We start from the raw sequence: 15,096 nt of genomic DNA on the forward strand, positions 1-15,096 counted from the left end.
TGTTATGCGCCCTAACTCCGAGCGACTGCAAACTATTATTCGTCGCCTGTTACCGTTACCGGCGCTAGGACTCGTCTGGACTCTCACCCAACTCAAGCCAGAGCCTCTCATCTGGGGGGGGCTACTTGTCTACGCTTCGGTAAACATCGGCCTGCTCTTCTTCCTGCGCCGGTTTCCAAACAAAGGCCATCAGCTCTTGACTGGCGCAGGGTTGAGCGACCTGGTTGCTATCGTCTGGTGTCTCATCGTCGCCGATTTGAGTCCCGCCATCATCGCTATTCAAGGTATCAGCGCCCTGCGCGCCTGGCGCTACCGCTTCATTTCGCACTGGTTGGCGCTCATACCGGCGCTAAGCGGATTTATCCCTGTGCTTGATCAGGCGCCGTTATTCCCCACAACTGCATCATTCCAGGTTGGCCAGTTGGTCGAACTTGGCGGTCTCTCCCTCAGCATTGTTGTGATCATAACTCTCATTATGCTCGGCGATCGGCGTAATCAGGCAGCGCGGGAATGGCGCGCGCGCTATGACAACGTTCGCCGTGAGCAGAAAGAACAGGTTGCCAGTCTCGAAGCTTCAAACAATGACCTGCGTGATCGCCTGCGTCGCATGGAAGCGCTGGGCGAAAGTCTGCGCGCCATCAACAGTTCACTAAGCCTTGATGATGTCTTGCGCCAGATCCTTGACTCGCTGACCAACATGCTGGGGGTGCAACGAATTGACAACGCTGCGCTTACACTCATTCACGGCACGGAACTTGAGCATCGACTGTTGCGCGACAACCCAAACGCTTCTGAGTGGGCAACAACGCTCGGCCACGCGGTGATGAACAGCGGTCGCGCGATCCTCCTGGACAATTATGAGATTGGACAACGACCAGAATGGAATACACTGGCGCGCGCTCACATTAGCGCTGCGCTCAGTGTTCCGTTATTCGATCCCGACCAGGAAGGAGCCGCGCGAGGCGCATTGAGCGTAGTAAGCCGCCAGAAAGAGGTATTCTCACCCGCGGAAGAGCGCTACCTGACCTCGTTTAGCATCCAGGCGATGATTGCCATCCGCAATGCTGAGCTGCACGTACAATTACAGCGGCAACAGGCAATGCTCAGCGCTGTGCTCAACGATATGGCTGATGGCCTGATTATTTACGACGAACAGGGTTTACCATATCTCGATAACGCAAGCGCGCGCCAGGCGCTCGCGCGCAGCGCAGCTCATAATGGCACGCTGGCGACAAAACTGGCCGAGATAGCCGCCAGCCTCTATCAGGAGGCGCATACGATCAGCCGTGAAGTAGCTGACAATGATGGTGAACATGCACGGTACTACCGAATTCACGGCTCGCTGGTCAATGCCCCGTTAGACACGCGACTGGCGGTGCTCGTATTGCACGATATTACCGACCAAATAGCGCAAGAACAGCAACGGCGCGAATTTATCGCGAAAGTTGCGCATGAATTGAACAATCCGATCCATACATTGATAGGTTTCCTGGAAATCGTATTCAACGAAAAATTAGGTCCACTCAACGACCAGCAAATCGAGTTTTTACGTGAGGCTAGCCATAGCGCTCGTAAACTGAACAGACGGATCAAGGAATTGATCGACTTTAACCGCTCTGAAAGCGGCCAGCTCCGACTCAATCTGACCAGAGCTAATGTGATCGACGTTATCATCTCGACCTGTAGCCAGCAGCGGCATCAGGTCAAAGAGCGCGAAATCGGATTGGAATACAATCTTCCTCCAGAGTTGCCCGATATTTTCATCGATGAAGAACGTATCGGCCAGGTGCTGACAAACCTGATCGAAAATGCCGCGAAAGCCACGCCACCCGGCGGCAGGATTACCGTTAGTGCTGAATTGCGCGAACAAAGTATCTATGTTCATGTGACCGATACCGGTAGCGGAATTCCGCCTGAACAGATCGAGAGAGTGTTTAAACCGTTCTACCGCTTAGACAATGGTCGGCCATCCTCTCGATCACATCCCGGTTTGGGGCTTGGTCTGGCTATCTGCAAGCAATTCGTCGAAGCCCACAACGGTACGATCTGGATCGAGTACAGTGAACCTGGAAAAGGAACGCGCTTTTCGTTCTCGTTGCCGCTCCAACCTGAAACCAAATCTATGACCCAAGACACAACAGTGTAATATCATTGATTGATGTTGCTGACAAACTCTTCACGTTCATCATAGCGGGAATATGCTACACTTCAGAATACAGCACTCTTGCCATCCGCAACCAGGCGTTATCGACAACTGAATGATCCGATTATAGTTGGGGAAACTGTGAAGATTGCGATTATTACCCTACCCGGCAAACATGATCGCCATCTGCCACCACTGACGATGGCCTATGTTGCGGCGCTCCTTGAACAACGTCGCGCAATTGTGCGCATTTATGATTGTGCCCTTGATCCGCAGGGGAATTGGGAAGATATTCATCGCCGCTTGCAGACGTTCCAACCGCAGCGCGTGATTATTGCCGGTGAAACCAGTAACGAGATCGAGCAGGCGGTTATCCAGATTCATCAGACTCACCCCGAAATCTTGCCGATCTTGACCCGTCGCAGCGGCAGCGAAGCTTTCTCGGTTGCAACCAGTGTATTGGCCTGGTTTGACAACGCCTTTCATCTGCCGGCGCCATCTCACGAAGAGTTACCCTACCCTTCTCGCCACCTGTTAACGCTCGAGCAGTACGAACTACGCGCGCCGGGTGGTGAAATCCAGACCCCGGTAGTGGCGGGATGGCGGTGGCAGGGTCGGTGGTTGATGCGCCAGCCTCGCTTGATCGGGCAAGAGATTCGCGCGTTGACTGAAGAGGTAGGGATCCGTCATATCCTGTTTTACGAACCAGAACTCACTCACGATGAGGCCTGGTTCGATGAGTTGCTCTACTACCTGATCGGCGCAAACCTGAATGTGAAATGGCAAGCCGGCGTTGCGATTGATCGCCTGCACAGTGAACGGATTCCGCGACTGGCACAAGCCGGTTGTGAAGCCATATCCTTTACCCTATCAGCGATCAGCGTGTTTGAATCGGCCAGCAGCCGCGAGCGAGCGCGCAAAATAATTGCCAGCGCGCGCGAACACGGCATCTATACGCGGGCCACGGTTGCGCTTGAACCGCCCTACGAATCGATTAACCGTCTGGTTGATGTCGCCGCCACCCTCGGCCTCGATGATGTTTCTTTCACCCTTATGCAGACCCTGCGCGTTGGCGACAACGAACAACAGATTCAAAACCACGCGCGCCAGCGCTACCAGGAAGGGCGCGCGCGTCAGCGCCTGATCGAACGATTTGGCCCGGCGTTAGGTGGTTTACTCTGGCAATTACGCGCCGAGCATCTGGCTGAAGACGAATAGCGCTATCCTGCCCAATCGAGACCAATATCGAGCGCCTGCACCGAATGGGTAAGCGCCCCCACCGAGATGTAATCAACGCCGGTTTCAGCAATGGCGCGCACTGTTTGCAGATTCACGCCGCCGCTCGCTTCAGTTTTGGCCCTCCCGGCTACCGCCTGCACCGCCGCTCGCAATTGATCGAGCGGCATATTGTCAAGCAAAATCAGGTCAGCCCCTGCTTCCGCCGCACTGATGGCGGCTGCAACACTCTCAACTTCCACTTCCAATCGCACCATTGGGCCAAGCTGCGCGCGCGCGCGCGCAATTGCTGCCGGCAGGTCGATCCCTTCTGCTGCCAGAATGGCCAGATGGTTGTCTTTGAGCATGACTCCATCGTACAACCCAAACCGGTGATTGCGACCACCACCCATGCGCACGGCATACTTTTCTAACGCGCGCAGACCGGGCGTTGTTTTGCGCGTATCGAGGATCTGCGCCCGCGTGCCGGCAACGGCAGCCACATATTGCGCGGTCATTGTGGCAATCCCACTGAGCCGTTGCAACAGATTGAGCGCCACGCGCTCACCGGTGAGGATGTGGCGAGCAGAACCGCTCACCGTGGCGATGATAGCGCCGGCAGCCACGGCGGCGCCATCCTGAACGTGAAAGACGACCTGAAGCGCAGGATCGAGGTGGTGGAAGACGGCTTCCAGCACCGGCAAGCCGGCAATCACACCGGCGGCGCGAGTCACAACATGGGCAGTAGCCCGGGCCGTCACCGGAATAACGGCCAGAGTCGTCAAATCGCCGCTACCGATGTCTTCGGCGAGTGCATGAGCGACGACCGTATCGATGAGGTGGCGGGGAAGATCCATCACATGACTCCTCAAACTTAATCTGCGGCGAGCGTCACTGCCAGCGCAATCGTCGGCGTAAAGAAGGGAGCGGCATTGCGGCGCAGGATGATGTGTTTTTGCCATTCATCACTGGGCTGCGGGTAATCTTGCCGGAAATGTCCGCCGCGACTCTCAGTGCGGATCAGGGCCGACGCCACAATCAAGCGGGCAGTAAGGGCAGCATTGACAGCGGTGAGCGCCTTCGGATCGCCAGGATCGGCGCTGACCGGCCAGTGCGCAAGCGTCTCCAGCGCGACATACAGGCCATCGCCGTGGCGCAACGGTCCGGCAGCCTGCATAACGGTAGCCAGCGCCGCGCGCCAGTTGACCGGTGGCGGCGCCGAGACCGGCGCGACCGGCAACGGATCGGGTTCCGGCACAGCGCACCCGCACCCGGCTGTCGCGGCTTCGCCAGCCCGTCGCCCAAAGACGAGACACTCGAGCAGCGAATTGCTCGCCAGCCGGTTAGCGCCATGAACGCCAGTACAGGCAACCTCACCGGCAGCAAAGAGACCGGGAAGACTGGTTGCGCCGTTTAGATCGGTGCGCACTCCCCCCATGAGATAATGCGCTGCCGGCGCCACCGGGATCGATTGGTAAACCGGGTCAAGACCATCAGCGCGCAGACGGGCACAGATGGTTGGGAAATGGCGCTCGATGAGATCGGGCGGAAGGTGAGACAGGTACAGCAAGACGTGATCGCAACCTTCAGCCTGCATTGCAGCTACGATGCCACGGGTAACAATATCGCGGGGCGCCAGCTCGGCGCGCGGATCGTAGTCTGGCATGAAACGGCGACCGGCAGGTGTGTAAAGCAAGCCCCCTTCACCACGAGCTGCTTCGGTGATGAGAAAGCCTTGCCCGTCACGAGTGCGGTAGACTGTGGGATGAAACTGAACAAACTCCATGTCGGCAACTTCGGCGCCAGCGCGGTACGCCATCGCGATCCCTTCACCCAACGCTACCGGCTGATTGCTGGTCAAACCGTACAACGCACCAGCGCCACCACTTGCCAGCACTGTCGCTGCGGCCAGTACCCGCAACCAGGAGCCATCGGCCAGGCGCGCCAGAGCGCCCACCACCCGCTCGCCGGCAGTCAGCAATTCAACCGCCTGCGCCTGCTCACGGATGGTAATCAGCGGCGTCTTGCGCACCCGCTCGATCAAGACCCGCGTCACTGCCCAACCGGTGGCATCGCCAACATGAACGATGCGCCGGCGCGAATGGCCGCCTTCCAGACCCAGCGCAAACCGATCAGACTCGCGTTCGAAGGGCACGCCGAGTTCAACCAGATCCCGCATCAAAGCCGGCGCTTCGTGGGCGAGCGTAGCAACCGCTGCCGGATCGCACAGGCCGGCGCCAGCGACGAGAGTATCGGCAATGTGCGCCCCCGGTGAGTCGGCAGGATCAAGCGCGGCGGCGATACCGCCTTGCGCCCACGCAGAATTGCTTTCGGGCAATGAACCACGCGCCAGCATCAGCACGCGCGCGCCGCGCGCTGCCGCCGCTAATGCCGCCGTTAAACCGGCCACACCAGCGCCGATCACGAGCACATCAGTGCGTCGAACACGAGCCGGTGGAATAGATTGCAAAATGCTCCGCAAAGCAGGAAGCGACTCCATAATATAATCTCCGGCAAGCGAGATGGTACACGGTACGCCATGAAGTGGGCAATTTACAAGGCCAGCATCCGCTCAATCGCCACCCGCGCCCGTTCGGCAATCTCGGTGGGAACGGTGACCGGTTCGCGCAAATCGCGCAAGCTATTGCGTACCTTCTCAAGCGTGATCATCTTCATGTAGCGGCAACTGATCGACTCATCGATTGGCACAAACTGCTTGTCAGGATTGGCCTTGCGCATGCGGTGAAGAACGCCGATCTCGGTCGCGACGACAAAACGGCTCGCGGATGAGCGATTGACATGCGAAATCATGCCCTCGGTCGAGAGAATATACGTGTCACGGCTATCAATCGCGCCGCGGGCCACATAATCCATTGCGCTACTCACACACCCACATTCCGGGTGAATCAGAAACTCGGCATCAGGCATAGCTGCCCGTTTCTGTTCGATCATCGCCGGACGAATGGCAGCGTGAACGTGGCATTCACCGGCCCAAATCTTGAGAGACCGCCCCGTCTTCTGGCGCAAATAGCTACCGAGAAACATATCGGGCAAAAACAGAATCGTCTGGTCAGCCGGAATAGCGTTGATCACCCGCTCGGCATTGCCCGACGTGCAGCAATAATCGCTCTCGGCTTTGACAGCGGCGCTGGTATTCACGTAGCTCACCACCACTGCGCCGGGATTGGCTGCTTTCCATGCCCGCAATTGTTCGACGGTTATCGAGTCGGCCAGCGAGCATCCGGCATTGGAATCAGGGATCAGCACTATGCGCTGGGGGTTGAGGATCGCCGCCGTTTCGGCCATAAAGTAGACGCCGCAGACCACGATCACATCGGCTTCAGCGCGCGCCGCGGCCTGGGCCATCCCTAACGAATCGCCGACATAATCGGCAATCTCCTGGATTTCGCCGTATTCGTAGTTGTGGGCCAGAATGATGGCATTGCGCTGACGACGTAATTCGTTAATCTCAGCAATCAGATCGGCAGCCGTTGCGCCGGTAGATTCGGAGAGTTGGGCGACCATAGTTGTTCCTCGAAATTAGTGTTAATATTACACTTTTAACAATTGCGATGAGTATACACCGCCGACAAGATATTGTCAAGAGGTCACTAAAAAATTTTTTATCATATCCCTACCATTTTCCCCCTTCTCTTTTCGGCACTTTGGTTGCACAATGATGGCATATCAGTGAGAAGAGACCATCAACCATCTTGACCATCACCAATCGCTGGCCAGGCAATCAACCGTTTAGATTTTGTTACATCGGCGAGCCGCCGGTCACTCTTATCTCGTTGGATTTATCGACAAGCGAATAGAAAACCAGGATGGCGTAACGTCGTTTTACGCATACAGATAATCACCTTTTGCCCTGGCGATGAAGTTGTGACGTAACCGCGAAACAATCTTCAGCGACAATACGTTTACAGATGTAGATGCATATAAACCTCTCATCGCCAGGAATACCGCATGGAAACAGTTATGGTTAGTCCGTTGATCGAATGGCGCGATCTGCGAGAGCATCTTACCGATCTTCAGGTTGCCGAAATTGCTTCCACTGGTAATCTGGCCGCCGCAACGCGCGCCGAAATTGCTCGTCGCCTGCGCGAACAAATTGTCGCCTATGCTGCTTATATTCCGGCCCGGATTGTCCAACACCAGCTTGCGCATCCCCAGCCTGGCCGCACGACCGGCGCTTTCTGGGAAGGAACTCTCCTGTTTGCCGATCTCTCCGGCTTCACCAATTTATCGGAACGGTTATCCGTACTGGGACGGCAGGGTGCCGAGGAAGTCTCTGCGCTCGTCAATCGCTTGTTCGCTGCGCTGCTCCAAGAGGTGCAAATGCGGAGCGGTATGCTGCTCAAGTTTGGCGGCGATGCGCTTACCGTCTTCTTCGACTCGGCAACACTCGGCGATCAACACGCTTTAGCAGCCTGCGCAGCAGCACTGGCGATGCAGCGCCGCATGGAAGAATTTGCCCACCTGGAAACTCGCGCCGGCACATTCACGTTACGCCTGCGGGTTGGCGTGCATGCCGGTCGGGTATTCGCCGCTGAAGTCGGCGATACCAGTCATATCGAGCTGGTTGTCACCGGGCCGGAAGTCAACCGGGTCGCACTGGCGCAAGAGATTGCTGCGCCGGGTGAAGTGGTCATCACCGAACACACTCGACGACTGCTGGGAGGGCATCGAGTTGAGCCACGCCACGCGGGATTCTCGCGCCTGCTCGAGCTGGATTTTACGGCTACTGACATCACGGCGCCGCAGTCACTGTCGCTCGCCGACTCCGACGACCTGGCCACACTGAACCATCTGGCTCGCCAGCTTGCCGCACTTAAACCTTATCTCGTTCATCGACTGCCGCGACGCTTTCTCGATCCGGGCGCTGGCGAGCTGGGCGAATTCCGTCCGGTGACAGTACTCTTTGCCAATGTCTACGATTTTTCGGGCTATCTAACGATGTTACCAGATGCGCCTGAGCTGGCAGCTACGATCTTCAATACCTATTACCAGCGTGCTCAGGCAGTAGTTCATCGCTACGAAGGAATTATCAATAAAGTTGACATGTATACTCACGGCGATAAGCTGATGGCGCTCTTCGGCGCGCCAACTGCGCACGAAGACGACCCTATCCGCGCCGCGCGCTGCGCCCTTGAATTGCGCCAGACACTGCGCGAGGCCAATCGCGCAATCGCCGAACTCATTGAGGAGAACATCCCGCTATTAGAACAAAAGATTGGGATTAATACCGGCACCGTCTTCGCTGGCCGAGTCGGAGGAGCTACCCGTTACGAATACACGGTAATGGGGCCGGCAGTGAATCTGGCTGCGCGCTTGATGGCAGCCGCGCCGACAGGTGCCATCTACCTTTCACCGAGCACGCGAGCGACAGTTGAAGGCCAGTTTGTGCTGGAACCAGGTGAGCCACTCCAGCTCAAGGGGTTTAGCGAGGCCGTTGTGCCGGCCCAAGTCACCCAGATTGCTGCCGTCGCTACTCGTCATGCTGACGAACATCTACTGAACGCCCCTCTCATCGGGCGTGACGCTGAGTTACGGCGGGTGCTGACAACAGCGCAGGCAGCGCTCAAGGGACAGGGCGCCACAATCGCAGTGGTGGGCGAAGCGGGAGCAGGTAAATCGCGTCTGGCCGAGGAGGTGATTCAACAGCTTGTGATCGCCTCAACAGCGCATCACAACGATCCTGAGGAAATACCACCATTTACCATTCTGTTCGGTGATTGTCAGAGCTACGAGCAGCGCACGGCGTATGCGGCTATTCGCGCGCCCTTGTTGAGCGCATTGGGTCTCGATCTGCGCGCTACCCCTGACCAGATCGCCGCCGACACGCTGGCGCGCATTCAGCAACTCGCGCCTGACTTCAGCCGCTTCACGCCATTGCTGGCCGATGCGTTGGGTTTGCCGCTTACCGAAACGCCACTCACCATCGGTCTGTCGCCGCAGCAACGCCATGATCGATTGCAAGAGCTGCTGGTTGAGATCGTGCTGGCAACAGCAGCGCGTGAGCCGGTCTTGCTCGTGCTGGAAGACTGCCATTGGGCCGATTCTCCCTCGTTAGAAGTGCTTGAACGGCTGAGCAAAGCGGCGCGTACCAGGGCGCTGGCATTGATCGTAACTTACCGGCCAGAAATGGTTTCGCCAGCGCCGTGGGACAACCTCCCCGGCACGGCACGGATCGAATTGGGCGAATTGCAAGTGAGCGACAGTCAAGCGCTGCTGGCCGCACTCTTAGGAGGAGAGCCACCACCTGAAATCCTGCCCTTGCTCGAGCGAACACAAGGCAACCCCTTCTTCATCGAAGAGCTGGTACGGGCGCTGGTACGCGATCGGGTGCTGGCGCGCGATGTGGTCAGCGGCAGATGGCAGCTTACCAGGCTAATCGATAAGATCGAGCTGCCGCGCAGCATTGAAGGCCTGCTCATCGCGCGACTCGACCGGCTTGACGAACCGCGCCAGGAACTGGTGCAGGTAGCTTCGGTAATCGGACGCCGCTTCCACCGTCCGGTGGTGGAAGGAGTCTATTCCAACCCAACCACACTCGACGAGAGTATCCAGCGGTTGATTGAAAGTGAATTGATCCAGGCTGACCAGCAAGAGCGGATTCTAGCCTATATCTTTCGTCACGCCCTCTTGCGCGACGTGGCCTATGAAGGCATTCTGTACGCTCGTCGGCGCGCGCTTCATGCGCGGGTGGCTCGCCGGATCGAAGAGATTGCTGCCAATCAGCTCGAAGATCAATACGCTGTTCTGGCCTGGCACTTCCTGCAAGCCGAAGAGTGGCAGCAAGCGTTTCATTACCACGCGCAGGCTGCCGGGCAGGTCCGGCGGCGTTTTGCCAACCATGATGCAGTGGCACTCTACACCACTGCCCTCAACATCGCGCCTCGGCTGACCACTATCCTGCCACCGGCGCAGTTGATCGAGCAGGTAGCCGACATTCACGAAGCGATTGGCGAGCTGCATCTGGTGTTAGGCGAATATGACGCTGCCGAACATCATTTCCGCGAAGCGTTGCAACTCAGTCTGCCGATTGGAAATGAGCCGGTCAGTGAGCGCTGGCTGCGAATGCACCGCATGCTGGCCTCGGTTGAAGAGCGGCGGTCGCGTTATCAAGCCGCTTTTGACCTGCTTACCAGCGGAATGGCGCGCGCTCATCGCGGTCTGCAGGCGGAAACAGCGCGCTGCTATCTGTTGGGGGCCGGGATTGCTTACCGCACCGGCGATTATGCTCACGCAATGGAATGGGCAAAAATCGGGTATGAACTGGCAGTGCAGACTGGTAATCCGATCGATCAGGCACGCGCGTTGAAGATTATCGGAAATATTGCGAACGATCAAGGCGATCGAACTCAGGCGATTGATGCGCTTAATCGGGCGCGCGCGCTTTACGAACAAGCCACCACACTATCTGGGTTGTGTGATGTGCTCAACGATCTTGGGCGGGTCTATACCCAGGCCGGACGCTGGGCCGAAACAATTGCCGTGTTCGAGCAATCGATGGCCATCTCAGAAAACATTGGCGATGTGCTGGCGACGGCGCGCACAGCCAATAATTTAGCTGTCGTGCTGGTTGGGCGCAATCAGCTTGAGCGAGCCGCGGAGCTGTATCAACGCGCCAGCGACCTCTTCGCCCGCCTCGGCTCGCGTCTAGGAGTAGCAGTAACTGGCTACAATCGCGGCGAGGTGTTGCTCAATCAGGGACGGGCCGGCGAAGCGTTAGCGTTGTTTACCATTGCTATCGCCGATATTGAATCAATCAATGCCCGGAGCTTTCTTCCCGAAGTGTTGCGGCTGGCGGCGCTGGCAGCGCTGGCGTTGGGTGACCTCGATCAGGCGCGCAGCAATGCCAATCGCTCGTTGGCCATTGCCGAAGAGTTGGGGCAAGTCGACGACTCGGCGATTGCGAATCGCGTCTTGGGTGAAATCGCCCTGGCCGCCGGCGATCTGGCAGTAGCCGAGGATCTGTTCACTCGCAGCAGCGCAACCCTGGCCCAACTGGATAATCGTTACGAATTAGGCAAAGTTCGCTACCAACAGGCTCGCCTCGCCCTGGCTCGCCACGACAGCGCAGCAGCAGTAACCGCTCGCGCGGAAGCAATTGCCATCTTTACCGAACTCGACGCTCAACGTGATCTGGCCCTTGCTCAGGCATTGCCGGTCTGACTACCACCAAGTTCTCAATCGGAAGGAGCGATCCTATGTACCGGCTTCTGCTCGCACTGACTCTGTTCAGTCTCCTGTTGACACCATTCACGCTTGTGCCACAACCAACACCGGCAACTGCCACCGAGTCAACACCAATCCATCTGACCACCATTACCGAGCTGCCGCCGATCGACGAAATTGAACCAAACAATAGCATTACCCCACCCGAGGTTACTGCCCAGCCGATCGCGCCTGAACGCACCGATAGCTGGCAACAGGTGATCAGCGGTATCATTGCCTCATCGAGCGACATCGACTACTACATGGTTGTGATCGATAGGCCAGGCTCGCTGATCAAACTCGAACTCACCAATCTGGATGCCGATTACGATCTGGTTTTTGGCGGCGGCGTTGATCCGGCCACAGGTGTAGGTGGCACAACCGAGACCTTCGAATTTGACACCGGCGAGCAAGGGTTAGAAGACATTACCCAGATTGGCGGTCAGATCGCCTCTATCGGTGGACAGATCGCCTCTATCGGTGGACAGATCGCCTCCATCGGCGGCCAGATTGCCTCCATCGGCGGCCAGATCGCCTCCATCGGCGGCCAGATCGCCTCCATCGGCGGCCAGATTGCCTCTATCAGCGTCAATCCGGGAACGCGCGACGAACGGATCGAGACCATTGTCTGGCAACCAGGACGCTACTTTGTAGCCGTAGCGCCTTCCAGCGCCGGCCAGATCGGCGCGCGTCCGTACCGGTTGACGATCACGCTCGAGCGCAGCACGCTCCAATCGCTCGGCCCGGCGCCACACGTGGAATTTCTCACCGATGAGCCAGACCCTGAAGTCACTACCCTCTACCTGGTCAATTCAAGCCGGATGGAAGAATTGTATCCAGAAGATCCCAATATCACGACCATCACGGCAACTCTCCAGAGGTGGTATCCGTATCAAACGACACTGGTGTGGGGCAGCTCAGAAACTCCGCTCGTTACCGAAAAAGGCGCGATCATCGATCTCGCCAACCTGGAGGTAATATCGAGAAGTGGCATAACTCCCTTCAATGACTTACTCACCGAATGGTCGCAACCGGATAATCAACGCAATCCACTTTATGCAAACTATATCGCCAGTATCATCGATCACGTGATCGAAGCAGCCATTGCCTCTGACGGGAGTGGCCGTTCCAGCGATGTGCGGATCGGCTATCAGTTGCGGGCCAACAATGACTTTGAAGCCAACAATGAGACCAACCGTGAGACCCCTTACCCCAATGTGCGCAACATTGTCCTGATCGGTAGCGACGAGATCATTCCCTTCTTCCGACTGCCCGATCTGACCACAATTGCTAACGAAGCCGATTATCTTGAATACCTGAAAACGATCGATAGTCGCAGCAATGGCGACAGCATTATTGCGCCTGACAACCCGCTAGGAGCAGCTCTACGCAATCGCATGATCTTGAGCGATAATCCCTACGGCACCGATCGGCCCTACCGTTTCTACGGCTTTCCACTCTTCATTCCAGATCTTGCTGTCGGGCGGATTGTCGAAACTCCGGCAGAGATCGCCGATTTTCTACGTCGGAATGTGCCTTTCGGAGAGCCCAACATTCAACTTGTTGCTGACATTTATTATCAAACTCCTTCGTACTCCATTACCGGCTATGACTTCCTGATCGATGGCGCAAACTTCATCTCAGGCACATTGCGACGGTCAACCGAAACGTCATCGACAGCCGTCGTGAGCCGTACCATCATCAACAATGACTGGGATCGCGACAGTTTTGAACAACAATGGCTCGAACAAGACCTCAACGAAATTTTTACCTCGCCCATCGATGTCTTTAGCACGACCTCGACTCTCGTCAGTTCGCTCAATGCGCACTTCGATCACTGGCAGCTCATTCCGGCTGTCTCGCGCGGCAGTCAACCCAACTTCCCGGCTGATCGCATCCTATCAGTTGAATACTCCTCCAGTTCTCACCAATGCGACGACTACCCGAGTTTATGTCCGGGGTTTTTCTACAATACCATTTACTACTCGGTAGGGTGCCATAGCGGATATAACGTGCCCTTCAATGCGGTGATTCAATCGGCTGAAAATCTTCCGCGCGCCTTTTACGCTGCCGACTTTGCCCAGGCGTTTAATCGACACGCCGGTAACTGGATTGGAAACACCGGCTACGGATACGGCACGCTCGACGGCGTTGACTACAGTGAGCGCTTGGCCGGATTGTTAACCCAGGAATTGACCCGCAATGAGGTTCGTCCTGACAGCGGATCAGAAACCGGCTTTACCTACATCGGACGCAGTATCGGCGAGGCGATGGTCAATGCGAAACAGCGTTATCTACGCGCGTCGATTGGATTGAACGCCTATGACTATAAAGTCTTGTCAATCAAAACACTGTACGGCCTGCCGTGGAAACGTCTGTTTGTCGATAATCCGCTGAGCGCGCCGGTCGAAGATCTCAACGCTGAATTACCGGTCGATGATCGCACTGCGCCTGTGCCGGTTGCCGGCAGTCAGTTGACGCGCACGATTACCTTCACCATCAGCTATGATTCGAACTACCTGCAACTATCTCGCACCGGCCAGACGGTCAACCTGCGCCCGGAAAACTTCACCATTACCGACACCTTCCTGCTGGCCGACACCTTCAACGTCACGCCGACCGTCACCGTCTTTGACCTCAATCTGATCGGTATGCCGGGATTACCCGCTTTCACCTACGACATTACTGCGCTTTCGGGTAGCGACCATGACGAACATAAACCGCTGGTAGTGCGTGATGTGATCTTCCTGGGTGGGCAATACAATACGGTAAATAATTTTGATCCTACTGTGACCCAGATTGTCACCGAGACCTTCACGCCGCTGATTACAAGCACGTTTGAACCTGACTTCAGCGCCGGAATCGGGTTCTGGGTGCCTGATCGCTTCTTTGGGCACAGTAGCATCGGCAGTGGCGCCGACCAGCGCGACACCCTGGTCAGCACAGCGGCTCAGTTCCGCGCCAGCGACGGTGTGACCGGCACGCTCCGCACCTATACCCAGCTTGTGTATCAAGTCATCTACACCGATCCTGACGCAAGCGGGGCCGCAGAGGCATTGGCCGACCAGAATCCACCCGTGATTGAGCAGGTGCGGATCGGTGGGCAAGAGGCCGGATTGCAGACAGTTTCTACGCTGATTGAGGTTCTGGTGAGCGATCCCGATAACCCTGACAATCCCGATGTAACTGTCAGCGCGGTCTATCTGGAGAGTGACAATATTACGTGGTCACCACTCGTCTTTGCGCAGGATTCCCATAACCCGCGGCTCTGGACGGCCAGCGTGCCGCGTAACTGGCCAGATGTGCGGTTGATAATTACTGCTATCGATAGCGCCGGAAATTCGGTGATGTATACGGCAAAAGGGAGTTTTGCTCCTCCCACCTACCAAATACATCTACCAATCATCACAAAAAATCCTGCCGCCAGTAGTTCGGGATCACCTTCAAGCTTCGCTGTCTACTTGCCAACCATTACCAACGACAAGCGGCAGTTGCTGGTGTTAGAGGAGTATTAG

At 56.8% G+C, this 15,096-nt stretch carries 7 protein-coding genes; 4 read left to right on the forward strand and 3 right to left on the reverse strand.

Annotated elements, in window-relative coordinates:
- Nucleotides 1-4: 4 nt before the first annotated feature.
- Complete coding sequence (locus Q0650_RS15525; protein ID WP_298820576.1) at nucleotides 5-2,146, forward strand: GAF domain-containing sensor histidine kinase; 2,142 nt, start codon at nucleotides 5-7, stop codon at nucleotides 2,144-2,146.
- 138 nt (nucleotides 2,147-2,284) lie between these two features.
- Complete coding sequence (locus tag Q0650_RS15530) at nucleotides 2,285-3,361, forward strand: hypothetical protein (RefSeq protein WP_298820578.1); 1,077 nt, start codon at nucleotides 2,285-2,287, stop codon at nucleotides 3,359-3,361.
- A gap of 2 nt (nucleotides 3,362-3,363) precedes the next feature.
- Here the strand turns inward: Q0650_RS15530 and nadC are convergent, their stop codons facing one another.
- The 3 genes from nadC to nadA are packed head-to-tail and all read right to left on the reverse strand — an operon-like array spanning nucleotide 3,364 to nucleotide 6,883.
- Nucleotides 3,364-4,215: a carboxylating nicotinate-nucleotide diphosphorylase gene (nadC, locus tag Q0650_RS15535; protein ID WP_298820580.1), complete on the reverse strand. Its 852-nt coding sequence runs from the start codon at nucleotides 4,213-4,215 to the stop codon at nucleotides 3,364-3,366.
- Nucleotides 4,216-4,232: 17 nt separating this feature from the next.
- Nucleotides 4,233-5,858: an L-aspartate oxidase gene (nadB, locus tag Q0650_RS15540; protein WP_298820582.1), complete on the reverse strand. Its 1,626-nt coding sequence runs from the start codon at nucleotides 5,856-5,858 to the stop codon at nucleotides 4,233-4,235.
- Nucleotides 5,859-5,911: 53 nt separating this feature from the next.
- Entirely contained in the window at nucleotides 5,912-6,883 is a 972-nt protein-coding gene (gene nadA / locus Q0650_RS15545; protein WP_298820584.1) for a quinolinate synthase NadA, read from the reverse strand.
- A gap of 444 nt (nucleotides 6,884-7,327) precedes the next feature.
- Between nadA and Q0650_RS15550 the strand changes: the two genes are divergently transcribed.
- Together Q0650_RS15550 and Q0650_RS15555 are read left to right on the forward strand one after the other, a co-directional pair.
- Entirely contained in the window at nucleotides 7,328-11,539 is a 4,212-nt protein-coding gene (locus tag Q0650_RS15550; RefSeq protein ID WP_298820586.1) for an adenylate/guanylate cyclase domain-containing protein, read from the forward strand.
- A 35-nt stretch (nucleotides 11,540-11,574) separates the two neighbouring features.
- Nucleotides 11,575-15,096, forward strand: a complete 3,522-nt coding sequence (locus tag Q0650_RS15555) for a peptidase (protein WP_298820588.1) — start codon at nucleotides 11,575-11,577, stop codon at nucleotides 15,094-15,096.

The sequence above is a fragment of the uncultured Chloroflexus sp. genome, assembly GCF_937129525.1.
GTDB lineage: Bacteria > Chloroflexota > Chloroflexia > Chloroflexales > Chloroflexaceae > Chloroflexus.